The sequence below is a fragment of the Rahnella bonaserana genome (genome assembly GCF_019049675.1).
In the GTDB taxonomy this organism is placed as follows: Bacteria; Pseudomonadota; Gammaproteobacteria; order Enterobacterales; family Enterobacteriaceae; genus Rahnella; species Rahnella bonaserana.
In genome coordinates, this window is sequence record NZ_JAFMOW010000067.1 from 19,264 (window position 1) to 45,026 (window position 25,763).

Sequence of the window (25,763 nt, forward strand, 5' to 3'; positions counted from 1 at the left end):
CGAAGTTCTGCCCCTCTGACGAGATACTGATCGCCTATGAAGACAAACATTAATCTCTCAAGCAATGGCAAAGAGTCGCCACTGGGCCAGAAGCCACTGGAGGCCATCACACGCCTGGTTGAAGTCTGTTTACCCCACGCCACGCCGGTGATAACAGACAACCCCAATATCCCCATCACCCTGCGCGCTGAAGACGGCAGGCAGCAAATCATTTTGCTGCTTGAAGGCGAAATAAAATGCTTTCGCACCTCAGACAATTTGCTGTACGGGATTGCCAACGCGCCCACGATGCTTGGGTTGATGACCTCTGAATACAGCAGTGCCTCTTTTATCTTTAAAGGAAATAAGGAAAGTAAGATCAGCGTGCTGCCGCGCGACAGGGCTATCGACCTGATTGCAGAAAATGGACTGGTAAGAGAAGTTATCGCCTGTACCACCCGCTTTACCGATTACCGCAACTATCATTCCGACCTGATGATCAACCGCACCGCATATGACATTATTTGTGGTCTGTTACTCGAAATAGAACGGTTACCACAAGAAGTCCGCAGCAAAAGCAGCGTGGTAAACTTTATTCTGGAACGTTCGAATTTAGCGCGCAGCGGCGTCATGAAGATTCTGGCGGATTTACGGACAGGGGATTATATCGATATTCAGAACGGGAAACTGATCACCATCAATAAGCGTTTTCCAGACGAATACTGACAGGTAACAGGCATTGCTTAAAAAATAAAACTTCGCTATATTTTTTCGCGCATTAATTTATTTACTAATTACAGGTTTACTTAATTCACGGAAGCTATGAAATAAATTAAATCATCTATATTTAATATGAATATTAAGGAGAGTTAAAATATTGGGATGCAATGGCAATGTAACTTTTGGTTATGAAAGTCAGAAAACCATTCAGATTATCAGAAAGCAATTTGAGCTCTACAACCTAGGAAGATATTTACTTACATCTGGCGTCATGTATTCCATTTTTGCCAAAAATGGAGCGTTAGCAAGCAGTTATTTTATAAATCAGACAGATTTCAGCACTTTCTTTCATTCAGCCGAAGCATTTGACCAGTACGCCAAAAACCAAATTTACCTTTCAATAAACAGACAAATGATATTTTCGGCCACGCATGGTACAGAACATGAGTTCTGGAAATGCATGGAAAAAACCTTTAAATAACAAGGAACGTTCCGTATGAAGAAAATCCTCCTGGTACTTATCCTCGCGCTGACATTCCCTTGCCTTGCGCATATAAATGAAGATATCGAATACAGCCGTGAAAAATATCTTTTAGCTTACAATAATCTCAACACTAAACTTGAGAAATGCTTATCAGAAATGAAATCCAGGCCATTTATTACTTCATCTGATATTGAGGGTTTTGATAAACGAACGGTTAACATTGCCGTTGTATACCTTGGCACAGTTCAAATCGATCAATGCACCGGGAATGAGCATCATCAGTATATGATCAGGGCATTCGATTACTACGATGCACTAACAGAAGTCAGCATCTACAGCCAACAAATTAAAACACTTCAGGATAATATTTTTGCTCTTTTACCAGCGGGAAATATAAGATTAGAAAGGGAATATGAGAGCTTTCCCTTAAAAATCAGAACTGAGCTGGAAGCTCGCTTAAAAAATAAAAATCTCAGATCCTATCCCTCATTCCAAAGCGCCCCACAGTATGATTTTGATGACCAATAAGTTAATAACGGCTTAATAACGGCGCTTAATGTGTGATCGGACTAAGACGTCATCGTCTACATCAGACCGTTTTTTGAAAAATCTCAATTGAGGTCGTCTGTCAGGGCGACCTTTTTCAATAATAGATCATCGTAAACGTCGCTGTGCCGTTCGCACTTCCGCTGCTGAGTGTTTGTCCGTTGAGATAATAGCGGGCAAAAAAGGGAATACTCAGGTTTCCTTCACTGGCCGAGGGTGTGATTGCCCATTCCTGTCCGATGCCCACGGGTGACGTATCACCTTTGAGTATCTGAATCCCCACTCCGGTCGCCTGCCCCTCTGCGCCACTGCTGATTTTGATTACGCCAGCGGCCAGCGAATCATCGGCTGTGCCGTCGATACGGATATTCACATTCGCCCCGGCATCACAATTGAGTTCAATGGAAAACGGCACATCCGGCGTAACACCGCCCACGGAGGCACCGGAGAAAAGCCCCGGCCAGACCGTACCCAGAGAGACATTAATGGTGTTATTCAGTACATCACAGCTTTCCGTTCTGATATTGACGTTACCCGTGTAGGAAATAGAATTCCCCGCGCCCAGGCCGGATTTGCCATAAACCCCCAAGCCGAAACGCGTCTGACTTTGTTGCAATGCCGTATCCGAAATGTCGTTAGCGGTTTTTACCAGCGAGAGCGTAACGGATATCTGATAGCCCTTACTGGCATCGAGATTTCCCAGTGAGGTATTGCGGGTATCACAGGCTACGGTGGCTCCCACCACCCGCTGGCCGCTGGAATTGGTCAGTGCAATCCCAATCCCTTCGACGCCGGTGGAGTAAACCCCTGGAAATCCGGCGATCTCTGAGCCGTTACCGTAATAACAGGCGATGATAGGGTCTCCGGGGAGTTCGCTACTTCCACCGGTCCCGCATTGCCCGCTGACACTGAAGGTGTGCTGACTGCCGGGAACGTCGCTGCCGAGTGGTAAAGAAGACGTAACAGCAATAGAACTTAAATCCCATGACTGCGGCATGGTCGGTGTGGCAGAGCAGGATGCCCAGCCCTTTCCGGAAAATAAGAGCAGGAAGGCAATCAGTATCATCATTTTCATAAAATGCCTCATCGACATACGCTGGTGGCCTGTGAGACCGCCACTTTCTGTGTACCGGATAATGTAAACGGTGCTTCGCACTGTCCCCCGCGCCACGTCACCCGCACTACACCCTGCTCCGGCAAGCCGCTGAGATAGAGTTGCCCGTTGTCTCCGACAATGGCGCGGTTCTGCTCATCGCCCACGACCGAGGCTTCTGCACCGAAAGGCACAGGCTGCCCGTGATAGGTAAGATTGAGTAATAACCGGCTGCCTGAGCGGGTAGTAAAGGACGCCATAACAACAGCACCGGCAGTGGGAACAACAGAAAGGATGTTGTCGTCAATATCCACGTTCTCATTAAGCGATGTGGTATCCAGCGCCACGCGGGTTCGCTTATAAGGGCTGAGATAATTCACCACCGCGTAGCCGCGCCAGTCGGTATACACACCGGTATTGTTTTGCAATTTCACTCCCGCCGCCCCCGGCGCGCGGACAATGGCAATGGCGGAGAGATCGCTGGCAAGAGGCTGCGCGAAAGTGACACCGAAGGGATGGCCCACAACCGCGCCCTGCCAGCCGTAATTGACCTGATGAGTGTCCTGATTGTAGTTGTAGCCCCCGCTGAGCTGAGCGGCGCTGCCCAGATAATTCAGGCTGGCGCTGCCGCTGTTTCCCTGCCCGTGAGTGCCATAGCCTTCACTGACGGCATAAGAGAGATTGTTATCCTCAAGCAGCATACCGTTGATACCGGTCTGATAAAGCGTCGGTCCGTGGCTCGCGCTGTTGACGTTAGCCGTGGCCCAGGCATTTGGCAGCCAGCGCGCCAGGGGAATACTGACATTAAAGGCGATCTGTTTATCGCTCTCAGTGCCGTAAGTACGGTTATCTGATAGCGATAAGGCGTAATCGATACTGGCAATATTGACGTTGTAACTGATCCCAAGACTGCGCTGATTAATTTGCGACTCACGGTAATTTTGCTGATACCAGGAAAGGGAAAGCGATCCTCCCTGCCCGTTGTTAATCATCTGGGTCAGGTTAAGGCGATACTGTTCCCGTGGCTGGCCGTAATAGGTGCCGTTGCTTTCATCCTGTCGCCAGTTACTGGCATCACTGAAACGATAAAAATCCCCGGCAAAGCGGATCCCGGCCAGCGACAGCGTTGAGCCGGTAGCGGCCACACTTTTGGCATATTGCAGCCGGTACGCCACTCCCTTTTCCCGCCGGTTATCCGACAGTTCGCTGTGGGCCAGCGTGGTATCAAGCGACAGGGATCCAAAATCCCCGACCATACTACCAACACCGGCATTCGCCGCTTTATAGTTCTGCGCCAGCTGACTGCCGCCGAACAGCGTCACGCCATGACCCAGCCCGTAAATCAGCGATCCCTGAAGAAATTCCGGCTCATCCCCACCGGACTGATAAGTGCGGTATTTCCCCATTGTCAGGGCATATTTCAACCGGCCTTCGCGCTGCATTATCGGGATAGCGGAAAATGCCTGTGTAAAATGGCGTTCCTCGCCATTACTTTCCCTGACCGTCACATCCAGATCTCCGGAGGCAGACGTCGGGTATAAATCGTTAATGCTGAAAGCGCCGGGCGGTACATAGGTCTGGTAGATCACCATGCCGTTTTGCCTGATCGTCACCTGCGCGTTGCTTCTGGCAATGCCGCGGATCACGGGGGCGAAGCCGCGTAAGCTGTCCGGCAACATGTTGTCATCGGAGGAGAGCTGTACACCACGAAACGAAAAGCTGTCAAAGATATCCGCAGGTGTCGTACTTTCTCCGGCGATAAATTGCCCCTTGAGCACCGGCACATCGCGCTGGAGGAAACTGTACGCCGAGTCCCAGTCCTGCTGCGATTGCCCGTCAATGTTGCGGCTGTAACGCCAGGTGCTGTAGTTGCGCAGCCGCCAGCCGCCCCAGTTAGCACCACTTCTCAGACTCAGAAACTGGCTCTGATCGCTGCCGCCAGAATTTTGCCAGGTGCGGGCACCGCTGAGGTTGTAATTAAGCAGTAATGCCGGCGTTCCCTCATCCCATAATTCCGGGCTGACCGCGCCCCTTGCCAGCGTGTCGAGCAATCCCTGAGGGATGGTGATCAGGAGTTTCTGGCGGGAAAAGTCAAACTGGCTCACCACACCGGGCATGAGCGGCGTGAAATCCTCAACCGGTTTTTGTACGGGCCAGTCACGCAATGCCGGAATACTGCGGGTTCTGAGCCCCAGATTTTGCCACTGGATCGGCGTGAAAAGTGGAGAAAGCGTCTGGTCATGCAGGGCAATAAATGTGACATCCTGCCGCCCTTTCGGCACATTGTTTACCAGCACATCCACACGGTAGACACCGGGTGTCTGCCCGCCTGCCCGGGAAAATTGCGAGATATCCACCGGCGCCCCCGGATGTTCTATTTCCAGTGCCTGCACGTTAAAGCGGTCATCCGCGCGTGTTTCACATGCTCCCAAAACAACCCCCGCCACAAGCCATGACCGTAATAGGGAAGATGAAAGATGCGTAACGACATGATTTTTATTCATAACATGCCTCAGCGCAGCCGGTTTTTTTCCACTGCGCTGGCGCCACCATAATCATTGACGACCTGCCAGCTGACTTCGCCAGTGACCGCACCCTGAGGCCACGGATAGCGGGCTTCCCCAAAAGGCGGAACCATAGTGTTGCCTGTCGCCACACGATTGCTGCCGAGGTTCAGCCTGAAAAATGTGAAGTAATAAGGTGTGGGATTGGTCACCCGCAGGTTTGAGCCCTGACGGGAGAACTGCAACTGCCGCCAGGCGCTTTGCCCTGCGGGTGTGAGCAACGCTGCGGGCCGGAAAAAAAGCTTCAGACGCGTCTTCACCACAATTTGCAATAAACCGGCGGGAGCGTTTTCAGGCACACGTGGGATAGATTTGATATTTAGCCAGAACAGGGATTCGCGATCCTCCGGCAGCAGGCCACCTGTGCGGATAATCCGCAGGCTGTTATCTTCCCCGGCATTCAGCCGGAATAAAGGGGGAGTCACAACAAAAGGTGCAGGAACGGAGGATTTTTGTGTCCCGTCAGGTCCGTTATTATCTACCCAGGATTGGATCAGAAAGGGCTCGGCTTGGGTTCCCTGATTACTGACGGTCAGAGAGGCTTCTTTTTTATTGCCCTGATATATCACCCGTGTCGCTTCTGTAATCACACCCGCATAAAGCGGAGGTACAGAAAAGAGAATAATTAACATCCCTGATAAAATAATAATAAGACGCTGCATATATCCCTCTCATATTTCCGTCAATAAAAATAAAAGACATCCGCGTCTGAATCTCTGGCATCCTTGCCAGTTTAAAGAGATTATTTTTGATTCTTATTATTGATAATTAATAGTGAACTGAGAGGTCCCATTCGCCGCACCTTCGCCTACGGTTGCCTGCGTACTTTTGTAGCGGGCGATAAAGTTCATATCCACCGCTTCGGCAGTCGCATCAATAGGATAAAAACGTGAGGCCGTATAAAGAGGAATTGGCGTCCCCTGATTATCCGCAATTTCAATGCCTACACCGGTTGCACCACCGGTCACTTCCAGCAGTTGGTTATCCACCGCATCAGCAGTACCATCAAATTTTACGGCCGCAGCCGTGAAGGTTGTCGGACAGTTGGTGAGTGAAATCGTAAACGCGGTCGGCGAAGAGGTGTCACCGGCTGCCGTAAATGAGGTCGCGGCGACGGTGCCTAAATCCACATTAATGGCTGCGGTACTTCCGCCATTCACATCACACGTCGTCGCAACAATTTGCCCGGTGAAATTAATAGTGCCATCGGCTGCGTGTACTACGGTATGACTCAAACACAACGCCGTGCCGACAAGTAAAATAAAAGAATTACGCTTATTCATGAAATAATACCTGAGATTAAAATTAAACAAACTTCACCAGATTGAGTTATCAATACTGGCGACATACATTCACTTTAAACAAGCAGGTATATTTGAGGTAATCACATCCCCTCACATTATTTTATCGATAACATTGAGCGTCAGAAAATAAATGAATGAGATGTAATGAGATAAATGAGAACCGGCACGGAGGGTGCCACACAGAAACAAAAGGAAAAAAAAACGCCTCCGGAGAGGCGTTTATCAGCAAAGGAGAAATTACTTTTTCTTCGCTTTCGGGTTTGGCAGGTCGGTAATGCTGCCTTCGTAGATTTCTGCTGCCAGACCCACGGACTCATGCAGAGTCGGGTGAGCATGAATGGTCAGCGCGATATCTTCTGCATCACAACCCATTTCGATTGCCAGACCGATTTCGCCCAGCAGCTCGCCGCCGTTGGTACCCACAATCGCACCACCGATAACACGGTGAGATTCTTTGTCGAAGATCAGTTTGGTCATGCCGTCTGCACAATCGGAAGCGATAGCACGGCCGGAAGCTGCCCACGGGAAGGTGGCGGTTTCGTAGCTGATGCCTTTTTCTTTCGCTTCTTTCTCAGTCAGGCCAACCCAGGCAACTTCTGGCTCAGTGTAGGCAATGGATGGAATGACTTTCGGATCGAAGTAGTGTTTCTTGCCGGAGATAACTTCGGCAGCCACATGGCCTTCGTGAACACCTTTGTGCGCCAGCATTGGCTGACCGACGATATCGCCGATGGCAAAGATGTGTGGCACGTTGGTACGCATTTGTTTGTCGACGTGGATGAAACCACGGTCGTCAACTTCAATGCCTGCCGCGCCTGCTTCCAGCAGTTTACCGTTAGGAACACGGCCGATAGCCACCAGCACGGCGTCGTAACGCTGTGGTTCAGCCGGGGCTTTCTTGCCTTCCATCGTGACATAGATGCCGTCTTCTTTGGCTTCTACCGCGGTCACTTTGGTTTCCAGCATCAGGTTGAATTGCTTGCTGATTTTTTTGGTGAAGACTTTCACCACGTCTTTATCAGCGGCAGGGATAACCTGGTCGAACATTTCTACCACGTCAATCTGAGAACCCAGCGCGTGGTAAACGGTGCCCATTTCCAGACCGATGATGCCGCCACCCATAACGAGCAGACGCTCAGGGACGGTTTTCAGTTCCAGCGCATCGGTAGAATCCCATACACGCGGGTCATCATGTGGAATGAATGGCAGTTTGATTGGACGGGAACCCGCCGCAATGATGGCATTGTCGAAAGTGATGGTCGTTGGACCGTTTTCGCCTTCAACAACCAGAGTATTTGCGCCAGTAAATTTGCCCAAGCCGTTCACGACTTTGACTTTACGGCCTTTCGCCATACCTGCCAGACCACCGGTCAGCTGGTTGATGACTTTTTCTTTCCAGACACGAACCTTGTCGATGTCAGTTTTCGGCTCACCGAAAACAATACCGTGTTCTGCCAGTGCTTTTGCTTCAGAGATCACTTTCGCGACGTGCAGCAGAGCTTTAGAAGGGATACAGCCAACGTTCAGGCACACGCCACCGAGAGTGGAATAACGCTCAACCAGAACGGTTTCAAGACCTAAATCAGCGCAACGGAAAGCAGCAGAATAGCCCGCAGGGCCAGCCCCAAGTACCACGACCTGAGTTTTAATTTCAGTACTCATCATGACCTCTTAATTTATGTCCGGCGGGTCTGACGTCATTCTTATGTCGCAACGCCCATCATCCACCGGGTCGTTCTATCCGCCCGCAGTTTACAAAATTGTTAACAAATTTGAAACAACAAACGGCATACGATTTGTGCTTAGCGCCCGAAAATCCCAAACAGCATGAAGAGATTATCAGAAAAAAGCCGGCCGACTGGCCGGCTTTTCACTTACATCACCAGACGGCGGATGTCAGACAACACGTTGTTGATGATGGTAATGAAGCGCGCACCATCGGCACCGTCAATGACGCGGTGGTCGAAGGAGAGCGACATTGGCATCATCAGACGCGGTGTGAACTCTTTACCGTTCCAGACTGGCTCAATAGCAGACTTGGAAACACCGAGGATAGCCACTTCCGGCGCGTTGACGATTGGCGCGAAGTGGGTCGTCCCGATACCACCGAGGCTGGAGATAGTGAAGCAACCGCCCTGCATTTCGCCAGCAGTCAGCTTACCGTCACGGGCTTTCTTGGAGATAGCCATCAGCTCACGGGACAACTCGGCGATGCCTTTCTTGTTCACGTCTTTAAAGACCGGAACAACCAGACCGTTTGGCGTATCAACCGCCACACCGATGTTGATGTATTTTTTCAGCGTCAGTTTCTGACCATCTTCGGACAGTGAACTGTTGAAGCGTGGCATCTGCTCAAGGGCAGCGGCAACGGCTTTCATGATGAAGACCACCGGGGTGAATTTCACGTCCAGTTTGCGTTTAGCGGCTTCATCGTTCTGCTGTTTACGGAACGCTTCCAGCTCAGTGATATCGGTTTTGTCGAAGTGCGTAACGTGCGGGATCATTACCCAGTTACGGCTCAGGTTCGCACCAGAGATTTTCTGGATACGGCCCAGTTCGACTTCTTCAATCTCACCGAACTTGCTGAAGTCAACTTTCGGCCAAGGCAGCATGCCTGGCAGACCGCCACCCGTTGCTGCTGCCGGCGCGGCTTCAGCACGTTTGACCGCGTCTTTCACGTAAGTCTGAACGTCTTCGCGCAGGATACGACCTTTACGGCCAGTCCCTTTGACTTTCGCCAGATTAACGCCGAACTCACGGGCCAGACGACGGATAACCGGCGTGGCGTGAACGTAAGCGTCGTTCTCTGCAAATTCGCCTTTGCTTTCAGCTTTAGCTGCTGCCGGAGCCGCCGCTTTCTGTTCCTGTTTCGCAGGAGCAGCCGCTTCTTCTTTCTTAGCCGCAGGAGCAGCAGGCGCAGCGCCTTCTACTTCGAAGACCATGATCAGAGAGCCGGTGCTGACTTTGTCGCCCGCAGCGATTTTGATTTCTTTCACGGTACCCGCGAACGGTGCCGGGACTTCCATTGAGGCTTTGTCGCCTTCAACGGTGATCAGTGACTGTTCTGCACTGATTTTGTCGCCGACTTTCACCATGATTTCAGTGACTTCAACTTCGTCGCCACCGATATCAGGCACGTTCACTTCTTTGCTGCCGGACTGAGCCGGAGCCGCAGGTGCCGCATCTGATTTGGTTTCTGCAGCAGCGGCAGGTGCGGCTGCACCAGAACCAGCCACTTCGAAGACCATGATCAGAGAACCGGTGCTGACTTTGTCGCCCGCAGCGATTTTGATTTCTTTAACTTTGCCCGCGAACGGCGCAGGGACTTCCATAGAGGCTTTGTCGCCTTCTACGGTGATCAGCGATTGTTCAGCTGTCACGGTGTCGCCTACTTTGACCATGATTTCAGTGACTTCAACTTCGTCGCCACCGATATCAGGTACGTTCACTTCTTTGCTTTCGCTGGAAGCAGGGGCAGCAGCAGCGCTCTCTTGAACATTCGCTTCTGCTTTGGCTTCCTGTTTCGCTGGTGCTGCATCAGCAGCACCGTCAGCGGCTTCAAAGATCATGATCAGTTTGCCGGTTTCGACGGTATCGCCGACCGCAACTTTAATTTCTTTGACCACGCCAGCTTGTGGAGAAGGCACTTCCATAGAAGCTTTATCGCCTTCAACGGTGATCAGCGATTGTTCAACGTCAACCTTATCGCCCACCTTCACCATAATTTCGGTGACTTCCACTGCATCTGCACCGATGTCCGGTACGTTAATTTCAATAGCCATCTGTCTTTACCTCTTATGCCAGACGCGGGTTAACTTTTTCCGGGTTGATATCGAATTTCTTAATGGCCTCAGCCACTACAGATGTTTCGATTTCACCGCGTTTAGCCAATTCACCCAGCGCAGCAACCACAACGTAGGAAGCATCCACTTCGAAGTGGTGACGCAGGTTTTCGCGGCTGTCTGAACGACCGAAGCCGTCAGTACCCAGTACGCGATAATCGCTGGCCGGAACGTAAGTACGAACCTGTTCAGCAAACAGTTTCATATAGTCGGTAGACGCAACCGCTGGCGCATCGCTCATCACCTGGGCGATGTACGGAACGCGTGGGGTTTCAGTCGGGTGCAGCATGTTCCAGCGCTCACAGTCCTGACCATCACGGGCCAGTTCAGTGAAGGACGTTACGCTGTAAACGTCAGAACCCACACCGTAGTCTTTGGACAGGATCTCAGCCGCTTCACGTACGTGACGCAGAATAGAACCGGAGCCCAGCAACTGCACTTTACCTTTGCTGCCTTCCAGCGTATCCAGCTTGTAGATACCCTTACGGATGCCTTCTTCCGCGCCTTCCGGCATGGCTGGCATGTGGTAGTTTTCGTTCAGCGTGGTGATGTAGTAATAAATGTTTTCCTGCGCTTCACCGTACATACGAACCAGACCGTCATGCATGATGACAGCAACTTCGTACGCGTAAGACGGATCGTAAGAAATACAGTTCGGGATAGTGAGAGACTGAATGTGGCTGTGACCATCTTCGTGTTGCAGACCTTCGCCGTTCAGGGTAGTACGACCTGAAGTACCGCCGATCAGGAAGCCACGCGCCTGCTGGTCACCCGCTGCCCAGCACAGGTCGCCGATACGCTGGAAACCGAACATGGAGTAGTAGATGTAGAACGGGATCATTGGCAGATCGTTGGTGCTGTAAGATGTCGCTGCAGCAAGCCATGAAGAAGCGGCGCCCAGTTCGTTGATACCTTCCTGCAGGATCTGACCTTTCTCGTCTTCTTTATAGTAAGCAACCTGCTCACGGTCCTGCGGGGTGTACTGCTGGCCGTTCGGGCTGTAAATACCAATCTGACGGAACAGACCTTCCATACCGAATGTACGCGCTTCGTCGGCGATAATCGGCACCAGACGGTCTTTAATGGAGTCGTTCTTCAGCATCACGTTCAGGGCACGCACGAAAGCGATAGTGGTAGAAATCTCTTTCTTCTGCTCTTCCAGCAGTTGGGAGAAGTCTTCCAGTTTCGGCATTTCCAGCTTCTGAGTGAAGTTTGGCAGACGAGTCGGCAGGTAGCCTTTCAGCGCAGCACGACGCTCATGCAGGTATTTGTATTCTGCAGAGTCTTTTTCCAGAGTGATGTACGGCAGTTTTTCCAGATTTTCATCGGTCACTGGCACGCTGAAACGATCACGGATATAGCGAACGCCATCCATGTTCATTTTCTTCACCTGGTGAGCAATGTTTTTACCTTCGGCAGCGTCGCCCATGCCATAACCTTTAATGGTATGCGCAAGGATAACCGTCGGCTGGCCTTTGGTGTTCTGTGCTTTATTCAGTGCAGCGAAGACTTTCTTCGGATCATGACCACCACGGTTCAGCGCCCAGATTTCATCGTCGGTCATGTCTTTGACCAGCGCAGCGGTTTCTGGGTATTTGCCGAAGAAGTGTTCACGAACGTACTTACCGTCACGGGACTTGAAGGTCTGGTAGTCGCCATCGACGGTTTCGTTCATCAACTGGATCAGTTTACCGCTGGTGTCTTTACGCAGCAGTTCATCCCAACGGTTGCCCCAGATCACTTTGATCACGTTCCAGCCAGCGCCTGCGAAGATGCCGTCCAGTTCGTTGATGATTTTGCCGTTACCGGTGACAGGGCCATCAAGACGCTGCAGGTTACAGTTGATGATGAAGCACAGGTTGTCCAGTTTCTCGCGGGTCGCGATGGTGATCGCACCTTTGGATTCTGGTTCGTCCATTTCACCGTCGCCCAGGAACGCATAAACGCGCTGTGCGGAAGTGTCTTTCAGACCACGGTGTTCCAGATATTTCAGGAATTTAGCCTGATAGATGGCACCGATCGGGCCCAGACCCATAGATACCGTCGGGAACTGCCAGAATTCAGGCATCAGTTTAGGGTGCGGATAAGACGACAGACCTTTACCGTGAACTTCCTGACGGAAATTGTTCATCTGGTCTTCAGTCAGGCGGCCTTCAAGGAAAGCACGCGCATACACGCCCGGAGAGATGTGGCCCTGGAAGTAAACCAGATCGCCGCCGTCTTTTTCGTTGCGTGCGCGGAAGAAGTGGTTGAAGCACACTTCGTACACGGTCGCAGAAGACTGGAAGGATGCCATGTGGCCGCCGAGTTCCAGGTCTTTCTTGGACGCACGCAGAACGGTCATGATGGCGTTCCAGCGGATAGCGGTACGAATGTTACGTTCCAGCTCCAGGTTACCCGGGTATTCAGGTTCGTCTTCAACAGCGATGGTATTGACGTAGTTACGGCTGGCAGCACCAGCAGCGACGCTCACGCCGCCCTTACGCGCTTCACTAAGAACCTGGTCGATCAGGAACTGTGCACGCTCAACACCTTCTTCACGGATGACCGATTCGATCGCTTGTAGCCAGTCGCGAGTTTCGATCGGATCCACGTCATTATTTACACGTTCTGACATGGTGCTTTTCCTTATCTGTATCTAATACGTTGGTTTATCTGGAGCCTGTCTTCCTGCGCTCTTTCTAAAACGGTCTTCGTGATGAGAAAGCACACGAAGACAGGCCCGTCATGTAGTTGCCGTGAACCCTCAAATGAAGGCTCTAAAAATTAACCTCGTGGGTTAACTTTCATCTTTTCGTTGCTGGAGCCGTCGTAAAGACCGATCCCGCCGGGTGTGTTCCCTGCTGAGATCCAGCAAAACTTCTTCAATGAACGCCAGGTGACGGTGAGATGCGGCACGCGCTTTTTCTGGTTCCCGTGCAACAATCGCCTCGAAAATACTGGCGCGGTGGTTGCTTACCATCGCCAGCATTTCGCGGCGGGAGTAAAGCAATTCAAAGTTCTGTCGAACATTTTTCTCGAGCATCGGTCCCATACAGCGAACCAGATGCAGCAGCACGACATTATGCGCTGCTTCTGTTACAGCAACCTGATACTGCATTACCGCGTCGGCTTCTGCGTCCAGGTCTCCGCTGTCTTGTGCAGTCTGTATGACCACGTGACAATCGCGAATGCGCTGCAAATCTTCCTCTGTGCCACGAAGCGCCGCGTAATACGCAGCGATCCCTTCAAGGGCATGGCGTGTTTCAAGGAGATCGAATTGTGATTCAGGATGGTCGGCCAGTAACTCAGCCAGCGGGTCACTCACGCTTTGCCACAAGTTACTTTGTACGAAAGTGCCACCACCCTGACGGCGCAGGAGTAGCCCCTTCCCTTCCAGGCTTTGGATTGCCTCTCTGAGAGAAGGTCGCGATACATCAAATTGTTTGGCCAGTTCGCGCTCTGGCGGAAGCTTTTCCCCGGGTCTCAAGGTGCCTTCGAGGATCAGGAACTCAAGTTGCTGCTCGATCACATCGGATAACTTAGGCTGTCGGATTTTGCTGTAAGCCATATATGTGCTGTTCTCTGCGAGTAGCGACTCTGTAAGTTGCCGGAGTCAATTGGTAATACCAATTTAAAAAACGTGGCCGTAAAGTAACAAAGTATTCACCTTGTGTCCATATGGCTACCCAGTAAATGCGTCGACCCCGCACAATTTAACAAATTTTTATCATTTATCTTTTTTACCCAGCCTCAGCTCACATTTTATGGATCCTGAACAAATTTACAGTCAATTTGGCTATTTGTTATGCAGATGATGCATAAACCCCGTGCAAACTTTTGCGCATAACATTATTCTTGCCCGAACGGTAGATGATCCTGCTTTTTAGGTACAATCCAGCCGTAAATAATTAGATACAAAAAGTGTAATTATCGCCTTACATTCTCTCTAACACACAGAATGTTATGGGTTTTGCCCCAATGACAGAGGACAGGTAAATGGTTGATCAACAACAAGGCGATGAGCTAAAGCGCGGCCTCAAAAACCGCCATATTCAGCTGATTGCACTAGGTGGGGCCGTCGGTACAGGGCTGTTTCTGGGCAGCGCTTCCGTCATTCAGTCCGCGGGGCCGGGGATTATTCTTGGCTACGCCATTGCAGGTTTTATTGCCTTTTTAATTATGCGCCAGTTAGGTGAGATGGTTGTTGAAGAGCCGGTTGCAGGCTCATTCAGCCACTTTGCTTACAAATACTGGGGTGGATTTGCGGGTTTTGCTTCCGGCTGGAACTACTGGGTTCTGTACGTGCTGGTGGCGATGGCAGAACTGACCGCAGTGGGTAAATATATTCAATTCTGGTGGCCGGAAATTCCTACCTGGGTTTCTGCTGCGGCCTTCTTCGTGCTGATCAACGCCATCAACCTCACTAACGTTAAAGTCTTCGGTGAGATGGAATTCTGGTTCGCGATCATCAAAGTGGTTGCGGTAGTCGCGATGATCCTGTTCGGTGGCTGGTTGCTGTTCAGCGATACTGCCGGTCCTCAGGCGACAGTACGTAACCTGTGGGAGCAAGGCGGATTCCTGCCGCATGGTATGACCGGGCTGGTGATGATGATGGCAATCATCATGTTCTCGTTCGGTGGCCTTGAGCTGGTAGGGATTACAGCGGCAGAAGCTGATAATCCTGAAGTCAGCATTCCTAAAGCGACCAACCAGGTTATCTACCGCATCCTGATTTTCTATGTGGGCTCACTGGCCGTGCTGCTTTCCCTGATGCCGTGGACCCGCGTCGGGCCGGACACCAGCCCGTTCGTCCTGATCTTCCATGAACTGGGTGATGCACTGGTCGCCAACGCACTGAACGTGGTGATCCTGACTGCCGCGCTGTCGGTCTACAACAGCTGTGTTTACTGCAACAGCCGCATGTTGTTTGGTCTGGCGCAGCAAGGCAACGCACCGAAATCCCTGATGAAAGTGGACAAACGCGGCGTGCCGGTAACGTCTATTCTTGTCTCTGCTGCCACCACAGCGCTGTGCGTTTTGATTAACTATCTAATGCCAGCCGAAGCATTTGGTCTGCTGATGGCGCTGGTGGTTTCTGCACTGGTGATCAACTGGGCGATGATCAGCCTGGCACACATTAAATTCCGTCAGGCGAAGCGTCGTGAAGGCGTGGAACCTAAGTTCAAAGCGCTGCTGTATCCGGTGGGTAACTACATCTGCCTGCTCTTTATGGCGGCGATTCTGGTGATCATGGCGATCACTCCTGGCATGGCGATCTCCGTATGGCTGATCCCTGTCTGGCTGGTGGTTCTGGGCATTGGTTACTGGATCAAGAATCAGCAAAGCGGGAAATCCGTTAACGCTTAAGCAAGAGTAATCATTTAAAATCCTCAGACGCCCCGGTTAAGTCACTTGCCGGGGCGTCCTGTTATACAGGTCACACTTTTTCTGAGATGACCAAATCGTCCATCTTCATGACTCTTAACTCCTGACTCTTATTGCCTTTCTAAGCCAATACTCTGGGCTATCACACAGTTTTTTAACAACTGTCCTTTTGACATCTATCCGGAGAGAACATCCATGAAGGAAGGCGCGCTGTCGTTCAAAGAGAAAGTGGCGTACGGCATGGGGGATGCGGGCTGCAATATGATTGGCGGCGCCATCATGTTGTTTCTTAATTATTTTTATACGGACGTATTCGGATTAGCCCCGGCGCTGGTCGGCGTTTTACTGCTTTCTGTGCGCGTCATTGACGCGGTTACCGACCCGATCATGGGTGCGATTGCCGACAGAACGACCACCCGCTGGGGACGGTTCCGCCCGTATTTGTTATGGGTTTCGGTGCCTTATGTTCTGTTCAGCGTGCTGATGTTCACCACGCCGGAATGGAGCTACAACAGCAAGGTTATCTATGCTTTTGTAACTTACTTCCTGATGTCCCTGACTTACACCGCCATAAACATTCCTTATTGCTCGCTCGGTGGGGTTATTACTGCCGATCCGCACGAACGCGTGGCCTGCCAGTCTTACCGCTTCTTTATGGTGGGGATTGCGACACTTATCCTGTCATCAACGCTTCTGCCAATGGCAGACTTTTTTGGCGGCGCGGACAAGGCCAAGGGCTACCAGATGTCGATGGGCGTAATGGCGATTATCGCGCTGTTTATGTTCCTGTTCTGCTTCAGCTCAGTGAAAGAACGTATCCAGCCGGCAGTACCTTCTAAACATGCCTTAAAGTCTGACCTGAAAGATGTATGGAAAAACGACCAGTGGGTACGCATCCTGCTGCTGACGTTCTGCAACGTGTGCCCGGGTTTCATCCGTATGGCAGCCACCATGTATTACGTCACATGGGTCATGGAAAAATCCACCTCGTTCGCCAGTATGTTCATCAGCCTTGGCGTAGTCGGCATGATGATCGGCAGCGCGCTGGCAAAACCACTGACCGATAAATACTGCAAACTGAAAGTGTTCTTCTGGGCCAACATTATCCTGACCATTTTCTCCTGCGGCTTCTATTTCCTTGATCCGCACGCGACAACGCTGATTCTTGTGGCGTACTTCATCCTGAACATCATGCACCAGCTCCCTTCCCCGCTGCACTGGTCACTGATGGCCGATGTGGATGATTACGGCGAATGGAAAACAGGTAAACGCGTGACCGGCATCAGCTTCTCCGGCAACCTGTTCTTCCTCAAATGCGGGCTGGCGGTAGCCGGTGCGATGGTCGGATTCCTGTTGTCAGCTTATGGCTACAATGCCGGAGCAACACAGCAAAGTGATCACGCGATCAACGGGATTATGCTGCTGTTCACTATCATTCCGGGCGTGGGTTATCTGATTACTGCCGGTGTTGTGCGCTTACTGAAAGTGGATCGCGAAACCATGCGTACCATTCAGGCTGATCTCGAAATTCGCCGCCGTAATTACCGCGAACTGAATGAATATCACAACGCGAAAAATGCACAGGACGCGGATATCCCCAGCGTCCCACTGAACAGCAAGGAGCTGAAACATGAGTAATTACCCTAATCCGCTGATTGAGCAACGCGCAGACCCGCATATCTGGCTGCACAGCGACGGAAATTATTACTTTATTGCGTCGGTTCCTGAATACGACAGGCTGGAGATCCGCCGCTCGCCAACGCTGACCGGCCTTGCCGACGCGCCAGCGTCCGTCGTCTGGTATAAACCTCGAACGGGCCCGATGAGCGCGCTGATCTGGGCACCGGAGCTGCATTTCATCGACGGAAAATGGGTCATCTATTACGCCGCTGCGCCATCGCAGGAGATTGTGGACGGATTATTCCAGCATCGTATGTATGCGCTGGTTTGCGAAGATGCAGATCCGCTCACGGGGAAATGGCAGGAGAAAGGCCGGATCCAGACGCCGATCGACAGTTTCTCCCTCGATGCCACGCACTTTGAGCATCAGGGCAAAAGTTATTATCTTTGGGCGCAGAAAGACCCGGCAATTCGTGGAAACTCGAATCTGTATCTGGCTGAAATGGAAGACCCGTGGACGCTGAAATCACCGCCAGTCATGGTCAGCAAACCGGAACTGGACTGGGAAATCATCGGTTTTTGGGTCAATGAAGGTCCTGCTGTCATTACACATGGTGATAAAATTTTCATCACCTATTCCGCCAGCGCCACCGACGAAAATTACTGTATCGGTTTGCTTTGGGCGGATCTCAACAGCAACCTGATGGATCCGGCGAGCTGGCACAAATCACAGCATCCGGTGTTCACCACTCAGGCACAGAACAAACAGTTCGGTCCCGGCCACAACAGCTTTACCCGCAACGAACAGGGCGAAGATGTTCTGGTATATCACGCCCGAAATTACACGGAAATCGAAGGTGATCCGCTGTATGACCCGAACAGGCATACGCGCATCAAAACCTTCCGCTGGGATGAAAACGGCATGCCAGACTTCGGCGAGCCGGCCGCCGATAACCGTCAGCTTACCTTCCAAAAGCAGCACTGACGAAAAGCAAAAAGCCCGGACACAGAAATGTACCGGGCTTTTTTATTGCGCTTTCTTTTTCAGAAAAAAGAATTAAATCAAAGTACCGTAAATCGTCAGAAGCGCTACAACGACCAGAATAATCATTGTCACTTTACGTGCCAGACTCACCGCGGCACGCGGCGTCTGTACCGGATCGGTATGCGGATCACGAGCCAGTGAGAACTGCGCCAGACGTGTTAACACCTGATACTGCGACGAGTGAATATCACCCAGTGAAGCGAACCAGGCCGGCAGAGCCTTCTCACCATGCCCCAGTAAGGCATATGCCACACCAGCCAGACGAACCGGGATCCAGTCCAGAATATGCAACAAGGCATCAACGCCGGACTGAGCACGTTTTAAAGGCGGCATATGGCGCGCCAGCCAGGTCTGATAACCGCGTAAAACTGCGTATCCACCTAATGCTACCGGTCCGAAAGGACCGCACACCACAAACCAGAATAAAGGGCCGAGATAGTAGCGGTAGTTAATCCATAACAGCGCATTTTGCAGTTCCCGCAAACGGGCTTCTTCCGTGCAATCCGTTGGCAGACCGTGGATCAGTGCGAGCTCTTCGGCCATTTCCTTGCAGGCATCAGCATCCCCCTGACGGGCTGATTTAAGATAAGCGCGATAATGCTTACGTTTAATGCCCGCGCCAATGCACAGCAGACATAAAATCACCCACAAAATCAGCGTGGGTACGCCAAAGAATATCCCCTGCAGCGCTCGCAGGACGACCCAGATCACTGCCATCCAGATAACCATGATAGCCAGCGTTTTCACTAAGGAAGTCTGCCGCCCGCGGCGGAATATCACCTCGAACCGATGGTCCAGCTGCCAGTGTTCACCCAGTTTGAACAGCCGTTCCCAAGCCAGCACCAGCAGCAAAGTAAATAACGTCATCGATTGTCACTCTCTCTCAACACATCACAGGCTTAAAACACGCACCAGAGACCGCGATAACTCACTGGTCAGAAGCACTATTCTGCCCTACCGGCAGGGCTATCAGCTTGCGATAAAATGCCCAGTCAAATTCAGGGCCGGGATCGGTCTTACGCCCCGGAGCAATATCACTGTGTCCGGTAATGGCATCAAGATTAATGGGATAGTGCTTGATTAACAACTCAGTAACAGCGGCCAGACTGCGATATTGCACGTCCGTAAAAGGCTCAAAATCCGTGCCTTCCAGCTCGATGCCAATGGAGAAATCATTACAGCGTTCACGCCCCTGCCAGCTGGAGACACCCGCATGCCAGGCTCGTTTATCAAAAGGAACATATTGAACAATTTCGCCATCGCGGCGGATCAGGCAATGTGCAGCTACACGCAGTTGATGGATGCCTTCAAAATAAGGGTCGTCCTGCGGGTTCAGCGTACCGGTAAACAATTGATCAATATAAGGACCACCGAATTTTCCGGGCGGCAAACTGATGTTGTGGATAACCAGCAACGAGGGGATTTCATCGTCAGGACGGAGATCAAAATGGGGAGAAACGACCCGCTGGGCTTCGGCTATCCAGCCTTGTTCTAAGTGCATCAAAGACCTCAATGATGTGCTTGTGTGGTACTTATCACAGCAACAGGGTAGCATGTTTTTTTGTCCTTCTTATCCGCCATTTCGGAGTATTTGTATGTCTACCCGCAGCTACAGCCCTGAAAGTCGCCGCGCACAGTTACTCGAACGTATCCAGAATGATATTCCTGCTCTTGTGACTCAAGCCCTGGGCGAAGACCTCGGCGGCGAAGCTAATGCTAACAATGATTTAACGGCGCAATTGTTGCCACAGGATAAAAACGCGACCGCCACCATCATCACCCGTGAAACCGGTATTTTTTGCGGGCAACGCTGGCTGGATGAAGTCTTTAAGCAGCTGGCCGGAGATAAAATCACCGTTAAATGGCATGTTAAAGACGGCGACGCAGTTTCTGAAAACCAGACTTTATGCGAACTTTCCGGCTCTGCCCGCATGTTGCTGACCGGCGAACGCACCGCCCTGAATTTTGTGCAGACCCTTTCCGGCGTGGCAACCGAAGTGAATCACTACGTGAAAATTCTGCAAGGCACAAAAACTCAGTTGCTCGATACCCGCAAAACCCTGCCGGGTCTGCGTACAGCACTGAAATATGCTGTGCTCTGCGGTGGCGGAAGCAATCACCGTCTGGGTCTGGCTGATGCATTTCTTATCAAAGAAAATCACATCATTGCCTGCGGCTCCATCAAAGCGGCCGTGGAACGCGCGTTGTGGATCCATGCCGACGTGCCTGTAGAAGTGGAGGTCGAATCCATTGATGAACTTCAGCAGGCGCTGGATGCGAAAGCTGACATCATCATGCTCGATAACTTTACCGTGCCGATGATGCGTGAAGGCGTTGCGCTGACTGCCGGCCGTGCACTGCTGGAAGTCTCCGGTAATGTAACGGAAAAAACACTGCGTGAATTCGCGGAGACCGGCGTGGATTACATTTCCGTCGGCGCGCTGACCAAACATGTCAGAGCAATGGATCTCTCCATGCGTTTTAGCTAATCGCTCCGCTGTTGCCCCTGACTTCCTTTTCAGGGGCAACACGACTTCTTCCGGTCTATTTCATCTTGCCGCATTACCCTCTCATTCTCCCGGTCTGACTGCCATCCCCTTTTTCATTTCATCTTCACAGTTGCGGCGTATCGCGCAAAAGTTTTGCCAACCTGACTGACATACATATTTATCCTGGAAGACATCGTGGAAAAGCCAACAATGGGGCTGGAGTCTGGTTATTTCTGCGTTTAGTTTGCTGCCCGAGCTTAACCCACGCAGTTTTACGAAACGGAGAACGCCATGCACCGGCAACAAGGATTTACCCTCATTGAACTGATGGTAGTGATCGCGATTATTGCGATCCTCAGTGCCATCGGCATACCCGCTTACCAGAGTTATATCCAGAAAGCCGCCATGACAGACATGCTGCAAACCATGGTGCCGTATAAAACCGGCGTCGAATTGTGTGTGATTGATGCCGGCACACTGACGGGTTGTAACGCTGGCACTCAGGGGATACCCGCGGCCACCAGCAGCCGATATGTCAGTCAGGTACAAGTCAGCACTGGAGTCATCTCGCTCACCGGGCAACAGGCGCTGGAAGGGCTCAGCGTCGTCATGACGCCGGTGGTCGATAATCTGGCCGGAGGAATTGTCTGGAATCGTAGTTGTACGAACGCCGCTAACACGTCGATGGTTGAGGCGTGCGAAAGCGTATTCCGTTTTGACAGTCAGGGAGCGACACAATGACCGATACTCCACTGGATCCTGTTTCGCCGTTACATAACGACAGGCAGCAAAGCGAAGCATCGCTTGAAGCCCTTTGCCAGCGCTATAAAGCCGTCATTTTGCATCGTGACCCGCAAACAATTCGCGTTGCCTGCCATGAAACTGAGGCGGACACTGAATCACTGAGCAACGTTCTGCGTTTCGCCACCGGATTAAAAGTCCAGCTTGAACGCTGGCCACAGGCGCGGCTTGAACAGGTCATGGAAAAAGGCCACTCAGGCTCGCAACAAAATGTCGCGCAGGAAGAGCTAACTCCTTCACTTCCTCGTGATGAGAATGAACTGGACGCCCTAAGTGATGCACCGGTCATCAATGTACTTAACCAAATCCTCAGGCACGCCATCACCCGTCGTGCTTCAGATATTCACTTCGAACCTTTTGAGCACAGCTTCCGGGTTCGTGTCCGGATTGATGGCGTATTACAGGAAATCCCCGGTCCTGAATTTTCAATGGCCGCCAGTATATGCGCACGGCTAAAAATCATGGGACAGCTCAATGTGGCAGAACGCAGATTGCCACAGGACGGGCAGCTCTCGGTAATGCTGCAAAATCAGCGATATTCCATGCGGGTTTCGTCACTGCCAACGCTGCACGGTGAAAAGATTGTGCTGCGAATACTCCATATGACGCAGCAGGATCTGTCGATGTCACAACTGGGATTCACGCCGCGTGATCTCGATTATTTCAAGGCCGCGCTTAAACACCCGCAGGGATTAATTCTGGTCACGGGGCCGACGGGTAGCGGAAAAACAGTGACGCTTTACACTGGTCTGCGACATCTGAATGCCATTACCCGCAATATCTGCAGCGTCGAAGATCCGATTGAGATCCCGGTCAGCGGCATTAATCAGACGCAGATCAACAGTAAAACTGATCTGAGTTTTGCCGGTGTCCTGCGGGCCTTATTACGTCAGGATCCTGATGTGATTATGGTCGGTGAGATCCGGGATAAAGAAACTGCCGAGATTGCCGTAAAAGCGGCGCAGACTGGGCATATGGTGCTTTCCACCCTGCATACCAATTCCACCTGCGAAACCCTGACCCGCCTGAGACAAATGGGGATCGAGAGTTTTCATATTGCAGCCAGTTTACGTCTGGTCATTGCACAGCGGCTGGTTCGAAAGCTATGCCCGCATTGTCGCAAAGCGCATATGTCACTGGTCGAAAAAGGCCCTGATGGCCGCAGTTGTACGTTGCCACTTTGGTTAGCTGCAGGTTGCCATCAATGTTTTTCCGGCTACTACGGGCGAACGGGAATTTACGAGATACTTAATATCACTCCCCGTTTACAGCAGGCACTGGTCGCGGGAGCGGGCGTCACTGAGCTGAGTAAAATCGCCCGCGAGCAGGGGCAGAAAACCTTGCAGGAAGCGGGAATGTTGCTGGTCGAGCAAGGTATTACATCGCTTGAGGAGCTTTACAGAGTCACCGGCGAAGAGACTGGCTTATGAGCGACACCGGGGCGGGATCTAAAGAGTGGCGGCTTTACCAATGGCAGGCTGTCGATACCCTGGGCAGCATTCAGCAAGGTAACAGCATAGAGATAAATAAAGACATCATTTACCAGCAGCTTTTTGCTGCTGGTTTGCAGCCGGTCAGTATCAGGATGAAGCAACGCCTGAGACGACACTTTTGGAAGAATCAGGAGCGCGTCGCCTTTGTCAGACAACTGGCAACGCTTCTGCAGGCTGGATTACCTCTGATGAACAGCCTGACATTACTGGGCAATGAGCACACGAAACCAGCATGGAACTGCGTGTTATTGAATATCGCCAAAGGGGTTCGTGAGGGAAAACCTCTTTCGGAGATGCTCGGTCAGTATCCCGACACGTTCCCTGATATTTACCGGCAAATTATTTCGATTGGTGAACTGACAGGACAGTTGGACAAATGCTGCCTGCAACTGGCGACTCAGCAGGAGCAACAGGCCGAATTAAGAGACAAGGTGAAAAAGGCGCTACGTTATCCGCTGCTTGTCAGCGCGATCGCTACGATTGTTACCCTGCTGATGCTGACCCTGGTGTTACCTGAGTTTGCGAAAATCTATGCATCCTTTGATGCTAAGTTGCCGTGGTTTACACAAATGTTGATCAACACATCAGAAGCGTTAATAACAACGGGTCCGTGGATAGCCGGAGGATTACTGCTTTGCTGTTTCGGATATCTGCAAAAAATGCATCCGCACATTCACTGGAAACTCCGTGAGCAGAGGCTTCTGCTGCGGTTGCCCCTGACTTCACGCCTGGTCACAGACAGCAGTCTCGGGCAAATTTTTCAAACACTGGCCATGACACAACAGGCCGGAATGACATTAATCGCGGGGCTGGCGGCAGCCTCTGCGTCTGTATCCAATTTGCATTTTCAGGCCGCACTGAGTCAGATACGTGAGCAGATCATACAAGGGATCCCGTTACACAAAGCTTTTGTCCAGTCACCGCTGTTTCCGACCTTATGCCATCAGCTGATTAAAATCGGTGAGGAGTCAGGTTCTCTCGATGAGTTACTGCAAAAGCTGGCGCAGCTGCATAATCATAAAGCGAATTCACTGGCGGATACGTTGTCGCAAACCATCGAGCCGGTACTGATGGCGGTAATGGGCATCATTGTGGGCGGGCTGGTGATTGCAATGTATCTGCCGATATTCCAGCTGGGATCAGTGATGGGATAGGAAAAAGAATAAAGCAGAATGTGCAGAAAGCGGCGAGAACGAGTCCCGCCGCATCAGTCATCGCGAAATTATTTGCTGCCGAACAGACGGTTTTCCTGTTCCGCGACGCGGATAAAGGTCGTACGTTTGGTCAGTTCTTTAAGGCGCTCAGCACCGACATAAGTACAGGCAGAACGCAGGCCACCGAGGACATCGCGAACAGTGTTTTCAACCGGACCACGCAGAGGTAGTTTCACCGTTTTACCTTCTGCCGCACGGTACTCTGCAACCCCACCAACGTGACGTTTCATCGCAGATTCTGAGCTCATGCCATAGAAAAGCATGAATTTTTCGCCATTTTCTTCAACGACTGTACCTTCACATTCATCATGCGCAGCCAGCATACCGCCAAGCATAACGAAATCAGCACCGCCGCCAAAGGCTTTGGCCACATCGCCAGGAACAGCACAGCCGCCGTCACTGACAATCTGTCCGCCCAGGCCGTGCGCCGCATCAGCACATTCGATAACCGCAGAAAGTTGCGGATAACCTACACCGGTTTTCACACGCGTTGTACATACCGACCCAGGCCCGATACCGACTTTAACGATATCTGCACCTGAAAGGATCAACTCTTCAACCATTTCGCCCGTGACCACGTTACCGGCACAGATCACTTTATCCGGACAGGCTTCACGAACACGTTGCAGGAAACCGACAAAATGCTCGGAGTACCCGTTCGCCACATCAAGACAAACAAATTTCAACAGCGGCGACAGAGCCAGAATTTGCAGAGTTTTAACGAAATCCGCTTCTGATGTTCCGGTCGAAACCATCACATTGCGCAGGACGGATTCATCCGAAGACGTGATAAATGCCTGCCACTGTTCTACGGTGTAATGCTTATGTACCGCGGTCAGAAGACCGAAAGAAGCCAGAACGGTCGCCATACGGAATGTTCCGACGGTATCCATATTCGCGGCAATAATCGGTGTGCCAGACCAGCTGATACCAGAGTGTTTGAATGTGAATGTGCGTTCCAGTTCAACTTCGGAACGGCTTTTGAGAGTAGAACGTTTAGGGCGGATAAGTACGTCTTTAAAACCTAACTTCAAATCTTCTTCAATGCGCATGACGGGTTTGTCCTGGTTTGGCGACGGGTCGCTAGGGTGTACAGCAAATTTTTAGACACCCTTTCCAGTGGTTTTATCATACACAGGAAAATGACAACGGCAAGATGGCTTTTGCAACTAACATCACAGACTTTTGATTGTGCTGCTGAA

At 51.4% G+C, this 25,763-nt stretch carries 20 protein-coding genes; 9 read left to right on the forward strand and 11 right to left on the reverse strand.

Translation table 11 applies throughout. The features are described from left to right. Positions 1-36 precede the first annotated feature (36 nt). Both J1778_RS19655 and J1778_RS19660 read left to right on the forward strand, forming a co-directional pair. Complete coding sequence (locus J1778_RS19655; protein WP_217174597.1) at positions 37-705, forward strand: helix-turn-helix domain-containing protein; 669 nt, start codon at positions 37-39, stop codon at positions 703-705. 490 nt (positions 706-1,195) lie between these two features. Next, complete coding sequence (locus J1778_RS19660) at positions 1,196-1,711, forward strand: hypothetical protein (protein ID WP_113876366.1); 516 nt, start codon at positions 1,196-1,198, stop codon at positions 1,709-1,711. A gap of 115 nt (positions 1,712-1,826) precedes the next feature. Here J1778_RS19660 and J1778_RS19665 read toward each other — a convergent pair whose 3' ends face one another. The 8 genes from J1778_RS19665 to pdhR all read right to left on the reverse strand — a co-directional run bounded on the left by J1778_RS19665 (position 1,827) and on the right by pdhR (position 14,082). Next, positions 1,827-2,804: a fimbrial protein gene (locus tag J1778_RS19665; RefSeq protein WP_217174598.1), complete on the reverse strand. Its 978-nt coding sequence runs from the start codon at positions 2,802-2,804 to the stop codon at positions 1,827-1,829. An 8-nt stretch (positions 2,805-2,812) separates the two neighbouring features. Continuing rightward, complete coding sequence (locus tag J1778_RS19670; protein WP_217174599.1) at positions 2,813-5,326, reverse strand: fimbria/pilus outer membrane usher protein; 2,514 nt, start codon at positions 5,324-5,326, stop codon at positions 2,813-2,815. 8 nt (positions 5,327-5,334) lie between these two features. After that, complete coding sequence (locus J1778_RS19675; RefSeq protein ID WP_217174600.1) at positions 5,335-6,048, reverse strand: fimbrial biogenesis chaperone; 714 nt, start codon at positions 6,046-6,048, stop codon at positions 5,335-5,337. A 96-nt stretch (positions 6,049-6,144) separates the two neighbouring features. Next, on the reverse strand, positions 6,145-6,669 hold the full coding sequence (locus J1778_RS19680; protein ID WP_217174601.1) for a fimbrial protein: 525 nt from the start codon (positions 6,667-6,669) through the stop codon (positions 6,145-6,147). A gap of 258 nt (positions 6,670-6,927) precedes the next feature. Next, the gene (lpdA, locus tag J1778_RS19685; RefSeq protein WP_165353190.1) at positions 6,928-8,352 is read right to left on the reverse strand and encodes a dihydrolipoyl dehydrogenase; all 1,425 of its coding nucleotides are present in this window, start codon (positions 8,350-8,352) and stop codon (positions 6,928-6,930) included. Positions 8,353-8,564: 212 nt separating this feature from the next. Beyond that, positions 8,565-10,472: a pyruvate dehydrogenase complex dihydrolipoyllysine-residue acetyltransferase gene (gene aceF, locus J1778_RS19690; protein WP_217174602.1), complete on the reverse strand. Its 1,908-nt coding sequence runs from the start codon at positions 10,470-10,472 to the stop codon at positions 8,565-8,567. A gap of 13 nt (positions 10,473-10,485) precedes the next feature. Continuing rightward, positions 10,486-13,149 carry a pyruvate dehydrogenase (acetyl-transferring), homodimeric type gene (gene aceE, locus J1778_RS19695; RefSeq protein WP_112286924.1) on the reverse strand — a complete coding sequence of 888 codons (2,664 nt, stop codon included), beginning with the start codon at positions 13,147-13,149 and terminating at the stop codon, positions 10,486-10,488. Positions 13,150-13,311: 162 nt separating this feature from the next. Continuing rightward, positions 13,312-14,082: a pyruvate dehydrogenase complex transcriptional repressor PdhR gene (pdhR, locus tag J1778_RS19700; RefSeq protein ID WP_112286925.1), complete on the reverse strand. Its 771-nt coding sequence runs from the start codon at positions 14,080-14,082 to the stop codon at positions 13,312-13,314. A 428-nt stretch (positions 14,083-14,510) separates the two neighbouring features. Here pdhR and aroP point away from each other — a divergent pair, with 428 nt between their 5' ends. From aroP to J1778_RS19715, 3 genes are all read left to right on the forward strand, one after another. Then, entirely contained in the window at positions 14,511-15,881 is a 1,371-nt protein-coding gene (aroP, locus tag J1778_RS19705; protein ID WP_217174603.1) for an aromatic amino acid transporter AroP, read from the forward strand. 213 nt (positions 15,882-16,094) lie between these two features. After that, a complete protein-coding gene (locus J1778_RS19710) occupies positions 16,095-17,537 on the forward strand; it encodes a glycoside-pentoside-hexuronide (GPH):cation symporter (RefSeq protein ID WP_217174604.1) in 1,443 nt (480 codons plus the stop codon). After that, positions 17,530-18,504, forward strand: coding sequence for a glycoside hydrolase family 43 protein (locus J1778_RS19715; RefSeq protein ID WP_217174605.1), 975 nt, complete (start codon positions 17,530-17,532; stop codon positions 18,502-18,504). Before J1778_RS19710 ends, J1778_RS19715 begins: the two co-directional genes overlap by 8 nt. 72 nt (positions 18,505-18,576) lie before the next feature. Here the strand turns inward: J1778_RS19715 and ampE are convergent, their stop codons facing one another. Together ampE and ampD are read right to left on the reverse strand one after the other, a co-directional pair. Beyond that, a complete protein-coding gene (ampE, locus tag J1778_RS19720) occupies positions 18,577-19,431 on the reverse strand; it encodes a beta-lactamase regulator AmpE (RefSeq protein WP_217174606.1) in 855 nt (284 codons plus the stop codon). 61 nt (positions 19,432-19,492) lie between these two features. Then, positions 19,493-20,065 carry a 1,6-anhydro-N-acetylmuramyl-L-alanine amidase AmpD gene (ampD, locus tag J1778_RS19725; protein ID WP_217174607.1) on the reverse strand — a complete coding sequence of 191 codons (573 nt, stop codon included), beginning with the start codon at positions 20,063-20,065 and terminating at the stop codon, positions 19,493-19,495. Positions 20,066-20,159: 94 nt separating this feature from the next. Between ampD and nadC the strand changes: the two genes are divergently transcribed. From nadC to hofC, 4 genes are all read left to right on the forward strand, one after another. Beyond that, positions 20,160-21,053: a carboxylating nicotinate-nucleotide diphosphorylase gene (gene nadC / locus J1778_RS19730; RefSeq protein ID WP_217174608.1), complete on the forward strand. Its 894-nt coding sequence runs from the start codon at positions 20,160-20,162 to the stop codon at positions 21,051-21,053. A gap of 291 nt (positions 21,054-21,344) precedes the next feature. Further along, positions 21,345-21,794, forward strand: a complete 450-nt coding sequence (gene ppdD / locus J1778_RS19735; protein WP_217174609.1) for a prepilin peptidase-dependent pilin — start codon at positions 21,345-21,347, stop codon at positions 21,792-21,794. Beyond that, the gene (gene gspE, locus J1778_RS19740; protein WP_217174610.1) at positions 21,791-23,284 is read left to right on the forward strand and encodes a type II secretion system protein GspE; all 1,494 of its coding nucleotides are present in this window, start codon (positions 21,791-21,793) and stop codon (positions 23,282-23,284) included. The genes ppdD and gspE overlap by 4 nt, the downstream gene beginning before the upstream one ends. Then, on the forward strand, positions 23,281-24,501 hold the full coding sequence (hofC, locus tag J1778_RS19745; protein ID WP_217174611.1) for a protein transport protein HofC: 1,221 nt from the start codon (positions 23,281-23,283) through the stop codon (positions 24,499-24,501). The genes gspE and hofC overlap by 4 nt, the downstream gene beginning before the upstream one ends. A 68-nt stretch (positions 24,502-24,569) precedes the next feature. On the opposite strand, the gene J1778_RS19750 is transcribed toward hofC, so the two are convergent. Next, positions 24,570-25,613 (reverse strand): GMP reductase, encoded by a 1,044-nt coding sequence (locus J1778_RS19750; protein WP_112286935.1) that lies wholly within the window; start codon positions 25,611-25,613, stop codon positions 24,570-24,572. Positions 25,614-25,763: the final 150 nt, after the last annotated feature.

Bases quoted from the DNA above. Each gene is read 5' to 3' on its own strand.
- J1778_RS19655 (WP_217174597.1), top strand. From the start codon at position 37: ATGAAGACAAACATTAATCTCTCAAGCAATGGCAAAGAGTCGCCACTG.
- J1778_RS19660 (WP_113876366.1), top strand. From the start codon at position 1,196: ATGAAGAAAATCCTCCTGGTACTTATCCTCGCGCTGACATTCCCTTGC.
- J1778_RS19665 (WP_217174598.1), bottom strand. From the start codon at position 2,804: ATGAAAATGATGATACTGATTGCCTTCCTGCTCTTATTTTCCGGAAAG.
- J1778_RS19670 (WP_217174599.1), bottom strand. From the start codon at position 5,326: ATGAATAAAAATCATGTCGTTACGCATCTTTCATCTTCCCTATTACGG.
- J1778_RS19675 (WP_217174600.1), bottom strand. From the start codon at position 6,048: ATGCAGCGTCTTATTATTATTTTATCAGGGATGTTAATTATTCTCTTT.
- J1778_RS19680 (WP_217174601.1), bottom strand. From the start codon at position 6,669: ATGAATAAGCGTAATTCTTTTATTTTACTTGTCGGCACGGCGTTGTGT.
- lpdA (WP_165353190.1), bottom strand. From the start codon at position 8,352: ATGAGTACTGAAATTAAAACTCAGGTCGTGGTACTTGGGGCTGGCCCT.
- aceF (WP_217174602.1), bottom strand. From the start codon at position 10,472: ATGGCTATTGAAATTAACGTACCGGACATCGGTGCAGATGCAGTGGAA.
- aceE (WP_112286924.1), bottom strand. From the start codon at position 13,149: ATGTCAGAACGTGTAAATAATGACGTGGATCCGATCGAAACTCGCGAC.
- pdhR (WP_112286925.1), bottom strand. From the start codon at position 14,082: ATGGCTTACAGCAAAATCCGACAGCCTAAGTTATCCGATGTGATCGAG.
- aroP (WP_217174603.1), top strand. From the start codon at position 14,511: ATGGTTGATCAACAACAAGGCGATGAGCTAAAGCGCGGCCTCAAAAAC.
- J1778_RS19710 (WP_217174604.1), top strand. From the start codon at position 16,095: ATGAAGGAAGGCGCGCTGTCGTTCAAAGAGAAAGTGGCGTACGGCATG.
- J1778_RS19715 (WP_217174605.1), top strand. From the start codon at position 17,530: ATGAGTAATTACCCTAATCCGCTGATTGAGCAACGCGCAGACCCGCAT.
- ampE (WP_217174606.1), bottom strand. From the start codon at position 19,431: ATGACGTTATTTACTTTGCTGCTGGTGCTGGCTTGGGAACGGCTGTTC.
- ampD (WP_217174607.1), bottom strand. From the start codon at position 20,065: ATGCACTTAGAACAAGGCTGGATAGCCGAAGCCCAGCGGGTCGTTTCT.
- nadC (WP_217174608.1), top strand. From the start codon at position 20,160: ATGTCTACCCGCAGCTACAGCCCTGAAAGTCGCCGCGCACAGTTACTC.
- ppdD (WP_217174609.1), top strand. From the start codon at position 21,345: ATGCACCGGCAACAAGGATTTACCCTCATTGAACTGATGGTAGTGATC.
- gspE (WP_217174610.1), top strand. From the start codon at position 21,791: ATGACCGATACTCCACTGGATCCTGTTTCGCCGTTACATAACGACAGG.
- hofC (WP_217174611.1), top strand. From the start codon at position 23,281: ATGAGCGACACCGGGGCGGGATCTAAAGAGTGGCGGCTTTACCAATGG.
- J1778_RS19750 (WP_112286935.1), bottom strand. From the start codon at position 25,613: ATGCGCATTGAAGAAGATTTGAAGTTAGGTTTTAAAGACGTACTTATC.